At 68.0% G+C, this 6,756-nt stretch carries 8 protein-coding genes; 6 read left to right on the forward strand and 2 right to left on the reverse strand.

Annotated features, from left to right (window positions below; translation table 11 throughout):
- Nucleotides 1-183: 183 nt before the first annotated feature.
- Complete coding sequence (gene pdxH, locus V3B41_RS04300) at nucleotides 184-783, reverse strand: pyridoxamine 5'-phosphate oxidase (protein ID WP_049430065.1); 600 nt, start codon at nucleotides 781-783, stop codon at nucleotides 184-186.
- A 40-nt stretch (nucleotides 784-823) separates the two neighbouring features.
- On the opposite strand from pdxH, the gene V3B41_RS04305 reads away from it, so the two are divergent.
- Nucleotides 824-1,651, forward strand: a complete 828-nt coding sequence (locus V3B41_RS04305) for a kinase (RefSeq protein WP_329860199.1) — start codon at nucleotides 824-826, stop codon at nucleotides 1,649-1,651.
- 6 nt (nucleotides 1,652-1,657) lie between these two features.
- Here V3B41_RS04305 and V3B41_RS04310 read toward each other — a convergent pair whose 3' ends face one another.
- Nucleotides 1,658-1,861 (reverse strand): dodecin family protein, encoded by a 204-nt coding sequence (locus tag V3B41_RS04310; RefSeq protein WP_005410663.1) that lies wholly within the window; start codon nucleotides 1,859-1,861, stop codon nucleotides 1,658-1,660.
- 98 nt (nucleotides 1,862-1,959) lie between these two features.
- Here V3B41_RS04310 and V3B41_RS04315 point away from each other — a divergent pair, with 98 nt between their 5' ends.
- From V3B41_RS04315 to mdtD, 5 genes are all read left to right on the forward strand, one after another.
- The gene (locus V3B41_RS04315) at nucleotides 1,960-2,502 is read left to right on the forward strand and encodes a shikimate kinase (protein ID WP_049430063.1); all 543 of its coding nucleotides are present in this window, start codon (nucleotides 1,960-1,962) and stop codon (nucleotides 2,500-2,502) included.
- Nucleotides 2,499-3,611, forward strand: coding sequence for a 3-dehydroquinate synthase (gene aroB / locus V3B41_RS04320; protein WP_197632893.1), 1,113 nt, complete (start codon nucleotides 2,499-2,501; stop codon nucleotides 3,609-3,611). Before V3B41_RS04315 ends, aroB begins: the two co-directional genes overlap by 4 nt.
- Nucleotides 3,612-3,730: 119 nt before the next feature.
- A complete protein-coding gene (locus V3B41_RS04325; protein WP_032127800.1) occupies nucleotides 3,731-3,970 on the forward strand; it encodes a WGR domain-containing protein in 240 nt (79 codons plus the stop codon).
- A 26-nt stretch (nucleotides 3,971-3,996) separates the two neighbouring features.
- Entirely contained in the window at nucleotides 3,997-5,079 is a 1,083-nt protein-coding gene (gene hemE / locus V3B41_RS04330; protein WP_012481016.1) for a uroporphyrinogen decarboxylase, read from the forward strand.
- Between the two features lie 92 nt (nucleotides 5,080-5,171).
- Nucleotides 5,172-6,581 carry a multidrug transporter subunit MdtD gene (gene mdtD / locus V3B41_RS04335; RefSeq protein WP_010482759.1) on the forward strand — a complete coding sequence of 470 codons (1,410 nt, stop codon included), beginning with the start codon at nucleotides 5,172-5,174 and terminating at the stop codon, nucleotides 6,579-6,581.
- Nucleotides 6,582-6,756 lie beyond the last annotated feature (175 nt).

Here is a 6,756-nt window from a genome sequence, read left to right on the forward strand (position 1 = left end):
ACTCCGCAGATCGAGGGCATCGCAGCGAGTGTGCCTGTGGCCGACCTGCTCGCGCATGAAGCGGACCAGTCCGTTCGCGACAAACGCAGGTTTCTGTAGAGCCGAGCCCATGCTCGGCTGATGTTCTCGCAGGAGCAGCCGAGCGTGGGCTCGGCTCTACAGCAACCCCAGCACCACCCCGACTTACGGGTACAACAGGCGCTTGCTCCAGCGGCCTTCGGCACCGGCTTCATAGCACCAGCGTTCGTGCAGGCGGAACTGCGCGCCGTACCAGAACTCGATGCGGTCAGGCACCACGCGCAGGCCGCTCCAGCCGTCCGGGCGCGGCACGTCCTTGCCTTCGAAGCGGGCTTCGACCTCGGCCACGCGCGCATCGAACTCCTCGCGCGTGGCCAGCGTCTTCGACTGCTGCGAGGCCCAGGCACCGATCTGGCTCATGCGTGGGCGGCTGGCGAAATAGGCGTCGGCCACGGCATCGGCCACCTGCTCGACACGACCCTCGATGCGCACCTGGATGCCGGCCTCGCGCAGGCTGCGCCACAGGAACAGCAGTGCAGCCTGCGGATTGGCCTGCAGCTCCCGGCCCTTGTGGCTGTCCAGGTGGGTGTAGAACACGAAGCCTCGCTCATCGAACGCCTTCAGCAGCACGGTGCGCGCCGACGGACGGCCGTGCGTATCTGCGGTGGCCACGGTCATCGCGTTCGGCTCGACCTCGCGGCTCTGCCTAGCCTCTTCGAACAGGCTGGCAAACGTGGACAGGGCTTCGGCGTACAGGTCGCTCATGATTGCGTTCTTCTCACACGGATTGGGCTATTGTGGCTGCATGGCCGCTGCTGCGTATATGCCCCAGGTGAAAGGATTCCCCGAAACATTGGCCGAACAGGTGCTGGACGACGCACTGGGCAGTGGCGCAGCGGTTCCAGTATTGGCGATCAGCGGCCTGCAGGGGAGCGGCAAATCGACGCTGGCCGCGCAGGTCGTGGCCCGCGCCCAGGCACGCGGCCTGAACGCGGCCACGCTGTCGATCGACGACGTGTACCTGACCCGCGCACAGCGCCAGCGGCTGGCCCGACAGGTGCATCCACTGCTGATCACCCGCGGCCCGCCCGGCACTCATGACCTGCCACTGGCCCACGGAGTATTGGACGCCGTAGCCGCACGCCAGCCCTTTGCGATGCCGCGCTTCGACAAGCTGGCCGACGAACGCTTGCCCGAAGCGCAATGGCCACGTATCGAGCAGCCCCTCGACCTGCTGATGTTCGAAGGCTGGTTCCTGGGCACGCCCGCGCAGGATGACAACGCGCTGGACAGCCCGTTGAACGCGCTGGAGCGCGAGGCCGACGCCGATGGCCGCTGGCGGCGCTGGTGCAACCAGGCGCTGGCCCGCGACTACCCCGCGCTGTGGCAGCGCTGCGACCGCCTGTGGTTCCTGCAGCCGCCGGATTTTTCAGTGGTGCCGCGCTGGCGCTGGCAGCAGGAGCAGAACCTGCAGGCCGCGCAGCCGGGCCGGCACGGCATGAGCCGGCCACAGCTGGAGCGCTTCGTGCAGTACTACGAGCGGGTCAGCCGGCAGGCGCTGCAGGCCTTGCCCGCCCTCGCCGACCACGTGGTGATGCTGGACGGACAGCGACAGGTGCAGGCGCTGCGCTGAACGCGCTTATTCGACCAGGAAAGTCACCCGCAGGTTGACCCGCCATTCGGTGATCTCGCCGCTGCCATTGGTCACCACCTTGGTCTCGTTCACCCAAGCGCCCTGGATGCCCTTGACCGTCTCGGAGACCTTCTTCAACCCGCTGCGTACCGCGTCCTCCACGCTTTTCGGCGAGGAGGCGGTGATTTCGATGACCTTGGCGACCGTCATGGCCTGTACTCCGGCTGGCGCGGGAAACCCCGCAGGAATGCCCACCCTGACGTGAAGAACGTAAAGGCCGGGGCACGGAGGTGTTAGCATCAGAGGGCATGAATCCTGCTCCGAACCTGATCCTGATCGGCCCGATGGGCGCCGGCAAAACCTGCATCGGCCGCCGCCTGGCCGAGCGCTTCACGCTGGACTTCGTCGACGTCGACCAGGCCATCGTCGATGCCGCCGGCGCCAGCATCCCGACCATTTTCGAGCACTCTGGCGAAGCCGGCTTCCGCAACCATGAACGCGAGGCGCTTGCGCGCGTACTGGAAGGCCGCGGCAAACTGGTCTCCACCGGCGGCGGCGCGGTGCTGGATCCGGACAACCGTGTACTGATTGCCCAGCGCGGCTTCGTGGTCTACCTGCGGGTCAGCGTGGCCGCGCAGCTGGAACGCCTGGCCCGCGACAAGGGCCGGCCGCTGCTGCAGCGCCCGGACCGCGAGCAGGTGCTGCACGATCTGGCCGCACACCGCGACCCGCTGTACCGCGAACTGGCCGACCTCACCCTTGATACCGACCCGTATACCGCTGCCGACGCGACCGCCCACCTGGTGGTCAAGCTGGCCACGCAATGGCAGCGCCAGGACCTGACCGCATGACTTCCCCCGCCCTGCTGCAGGTCGCCGTCGGCGGCGACCGCCCTTACTCCATCACCATCGGCGCCGGTGCGCAGGCAGACGGCACCGCGCTGGCCTCGCACGTGCGTGGCCGCCACGCGCTTTTGCTCAGCGACAGCGAAGTGGCCCCGCGCTATCTGGATGCCGTGAAGCAGACCCTTCTGACCGCACGCCCCGACCTGATCGTCGGCGAGCACGTGCTGGCCGCGGGCGAAGCCTCCAAGACGCTGGCCGAATTCGGCCGTGCCATCGAAGCGCTGGCCGCGCTCGGCGCCACCCGCGACGCCTGCGTGTTCGCCCTTGGCGGCGGCGTGGTTGGCGATCTGGCCGGTTTCGCCGCAGCCTGCTGGATGCGCGGCGTGGACTGCGTGCAGCTGCCAACCACCCTGCTGGCGATGGTCGATTCGTCGGTGGGCGGCAAGACGGCCGTCGACATCCCCGCCGGCAAGAACCTGGTCGGCGCTTTCCATCCACCGCGTGCGGTCATTGCCGATACCCGCGTGCTGGCCACCCTGCCGCCGCGCGAACTGCGTGCCGGCCTGGCCGAAGTGGTGAAGTACGGTGCGCTGGGCGACGCGGTGTTCTTCGAATGGCTGCAGCAGCATGCCGATGCGCTGGTCGCCGGTGAAGACAACGTGCTTTCCGAAGCCATCGCACGCAGCTGCCGGCACAAGGCCGCGATCGTCGAACGCGATCCGTTCGAGAAGGGCGAGCGTGCCCTGCTCAACCTGGGCCACACCTTCGGCCATGCCATCGAGACCGAACAGGGCTACTCGGCCCCCGGCCGCGACGCACTGAACCATGGCGAGGCGGTGGCGGTGGGCATGGTGCTGGCGGCTCAGCTGTCCACCGACCTGGGCCTGGCCGACGATGCCGACCGCGTGCGCCTGCAGGCGCTGCTGGAACGCCTCGGCCTGCCGGTGACCATCCCGGCCGGACTGGACCCGCAGGCCCTGCTCGGCCGCATGCGGCTGGACAAGAAGAACGTGGCCGGCCGCCTGCGCCTGGTGCTCTGGCGGGGCATGGGCCGCGCCGAAGTGGTGCCGGACGTAGATGAGGCGGCGGTGCTGAAGGTGCTGGGCGCGGGCTGACCCTTCCGTGTTCGCCGGGCATGGCCCGTCGCTGCCGGATTGTGTCTCGGCATGAAGCGCAGCCGAGCGTGGGCTCGGCGCTACAGGTCCGTGCCGCCCCGGAGCGATACAATCGGCCCATGCACGTCTACCTGCAACATCCCGACGCCGGTGCGCAGGCACCGCGCTTCCTGCGCTTGAGCCTGCAGCCGGACCTGTTCGGCGGCTGGGAGCTGCTGCGCGAGAGCGGCCGCGTCGGCAGCCGGTCGCAGCTGCGGCGCGAGCTGTTCCTGCAGGCCGACGAAGCCCGCCATGCCTTCGAGAAAGCCCGCGATGCCGAACTGCATCGCGGCTTCCAGATCCTTTCGCACGGCGACTGACGCCGCTGCCAACTTTCGTCCAAGGAATGCCCATCGTGACCAGCCCTCTCCGCAACGATCGCCTGCTGCGCGCCCTGCGCCGCGAACCGGTGGACTGCACCCCCGTCTGGCTGATGCGCCAGGCCGGCCGCTACCTGCCGGAGTACCGCGCAACCCGGGCCAAGGCCGGCAGCTTCCTGGCCATGGCCAAGAACCCGGAGATCGCCTGCGAAGTCACGCTGCAGCCGCTGCGCCGCTTCCCGTTGGACGCCGCCATCCTGTTCTCGGACATCCTCACCATTCCCGACGCGATGGGCCTGGAGCTCTACTTCGTCGAAGGCGAAGGTCCGAAGTTCCGCCATCCGGTGCGTGACGAGGCGGCCATCGCCCGGCTGGCAGTACCGGACATGGAACAGGACCTGGGCTATGTGATGGACGCAGTGCGCCTGATCCGTCGCGAGCTGGACGGCCAGGTACCGCTGATCGGTTTCTCCGGCAGCCCCTGGACGCTGGCCTGCTACATGGTGGAAGGCGGCGGCAGCAAGGATTTCGCCCGTATCAAGGCGATGGCGCTGAACCACCCACAGGCCCTGCACCGCCTGCTGGAGGTCACCACCGACGCGGTGATCGCCTATCTGGGCGCGCAACGCGCGGCCGGCGCGCAGGCACTACAGGTGTTCGATACCTGGGGCGGCGTGCTGTCACCGGCCATGTACCGCGAGTTCTCGCTGCGCTACCTGCAGCGCATCGCCGAAGGCCTGGAGCGTGGCGAAGGCAGCGAGCGCACGCCGCTGATCCTGTTCGGCAAGGGTACCGGCCTGCACCTGGAAGCACTGTCGCAGACCGGCGCCGATGCGCTGGGCCTGGACTGGACACTGGACCTGGACGAGGCCATGCGCCGCACCGGTGGTCGCGTCGCCCTGCAAGGCAACCTCGACCCGACCACGCTGTACGCCTCGCCGGATGCGATCGCCGCCGCTGCCGCGCGCGTGCTCGACACCTATGCCGCGGGCAATGGTGGTTCGCGCGAGGGCCATGTATTCAACCTCGGCCACGGCATGTCGCCGGACATGGACCCTGCCCACGTGCAGGTGCTGGTCGACGCGGTGCACGCGCACAGCCAGCGCTGAGCATTCGGCATACGGTTGCGGCGCGATGTTGATCGCGCCGTGACCCGCAGTGCGCGATCATGGCAGCCCCCACGCTGCACCGGCCGCACCCCATGTCCACATCGCCATCGACCTACAACCGCCAGCGCCCCCTGCTGTGGCTGGTGTCCTTGGCGATCTTCATGCAGATGCTGGACTCGACCATCGTCAACACGGCGTTGCCGGCGATGGCGGCCAGCCTGGGCGAAAGCCCGCTGCAGATGCAGTCGGTGGTGTTCAGCTACGCGCTGGCAGTGGCCACTTTCATTCCCGCCTCCGGCTGGATCGCCGACCGCTACGGCACCCGCCGCACCTTCCTGGTGGCGATCATCCTGTTCACCCTCGGCTCGCTGGCCTGCGCGCTGGCCCAGCACCTGCACCAGCTGGTCGGTGCGCGCGTGCTGCAGGGCATTGGCGGTGCGATGCTGCTGCCGGTCGGGCGCCTGGCGGTGATGCGTTCGGTGCCGCGCGAGGATTTCCTGCGCGCGATGAGCTTCATCGCCATCCCGGCCCTGGTCGGCCCGTTGATCGGTCCCACACTGGGCGGCTGGCTGGTGGAGATTGCGTCGTGGCACTGGGTGTTCCTGATCAACCTGCCGATCGGCGTGATCGGATTCATCGCCGCAATGAAGATCATGCCCGACCACTACGCCAGCCATCGCACCCGTTTCGACCTGCGCGGCTACATCATGCTGGCCTTCGCGATGGTGGTGCTGTCACTGGCACTGGACGGCATCTCCGGGCTGGGCACGCCGCATGCGCTGGTGATGCTGATGACCGTTGCAGGCCTGGCGGCACTGGTGGGTTACTGGCTGCATGCGGCCAATTCGACGGCGCCGTTGTTCTCGCTGGCGCTGTTCCGCGTACCCAGCTACCGCATCGGCATTCTCGGCAATCTGTTCTCGCGCATCGGCAGCAGCGCCATGCCGATGCTGATCCCGTTGCTGCTGCAGGTCGGCCTGGGCCTGGGCCCGATGAACGCCGGCCTGATGATGGTGCCGGTGGCCGCCGCTGGCATGGTCTCCAAGAAACTGGCAGTGAAGCTGGTGGAGCGCTACGGCTACCGTCGCGTGCTGATGGTCAACACCGTGCTGGTAGGCCTGGCCATGGCCAGCTTCATCCTGATGACACCCGGCCAGCACCTGGCCTGGCGCCTGCTGCAGCTGGCGTTCTTCGGTGCGGTCAATTCACTGCAGTTCACTGTGATGAACACCGTGACCCTGCGTGATCTGGACCGCGAATTCGCCAGTTCCGGCAACAGCCTGCTGTCGATGGTGATGATGCTCGCGGCCGGCTTCGGTGCTGCTGCGGCCGGCAGCCTGCTGGCCGCGTTCGGCAATCACCTGGACAGCAACAGCGCGACCGCCGCGCTGCATGCCACGTTCCTGTGCGTGGGCGCGATCACCCTGACCTCGACGATGATCTTCTGGCAGCTGCCCGATACCAAGCCGGAGCCACGGCAGGTCGAGCACGTTGCGGAGTGAGGGTGGTTCGGCAGGGCTGCGCCCTGCACCTGCTGCAAGCCGGAGCAACAGCAACAGCCGAAGCAAAAGCTGGCTTCCTGTGGGAGGCGGGGTGGATCCGGTTGCGGGAGACGCCGTAAACCCATCCATGGGGGCTTGGCCGCGGCATCCATGCCGCGGACACTCCCGCAACCGG

The sequence above is a fragment of the Stenotrophomonas sp. SMYL89 genome (assembly GCF_036319985.1).
GTDB lineage: Bacteria > Pseudomonadota > Gammaproteobacteria > Xanthomonadales > Xanthomonadaceae > Stenotrophomonas > Stenotrophomonas maltophilia_Q.

What these genes read in the sequence shown, in the direction of transcription:
- pdxH (WP_049430065.1), bottom strand. Translation starts at nt 783, where the DNA reads ATGAGCGACCTGTACGCCGAAGCCCTGTCCACGTTTGCCAGCCTGTTC.
- V3B41_RS04305 (WP_329860199.1), top strand. Translation starts at nt 824, where the DNA reads ATGGCCGCTGCTGCGTATATGCCCCAGGTGAAAGGATTCCCCGAAACA.
- V3B41_RS04310 (WP_005410663.1), bottom strand. Translation starts at nt 1,861, where the DNA reads ATGACGGTCGCCAAGGTCATCGAAATCACCGCCTCCTCGCCGAAAAGC.
- V3B41_RS04315 (WP_049430063.1), top strand. Translation starts at nt 1,960, where the DNA reads ATGAATCCTGCTCCGAACCTGATCCTGATCGGCCCGATGGGCGCCGGC.
- aroB (WP_197632893.1), top strand. Translation starts at nt 2,499, where the DNA reads ATGACTTCCCCCGCCCTGCTGCAGGTCGCCGTCGGCGGCGACCGCCCT.
- V3B41_RS04325 (WP_032127800.1), top strand. Translation starts at nt 3,731, where the DNA reads ATGCACGTCTACCTGCAACATCCCGACGCCGGTGCGCAGGCACCGCGC.
- hemE (WP_012481016.1), top strand. Translation starts at nt 3,997, where the DNA reads ATGCCCATCGTGACCAGCCCTCTCCGCAACGATCGCCTGCTGCGCGCC.
- mdtD (WP_010482759.1), top strand. Translation starts at nt 5,172, where the DNA reads ATGTCCACATCGCCATCGACCTACAACCGCCAGCGCCCCCTGCTGTGG.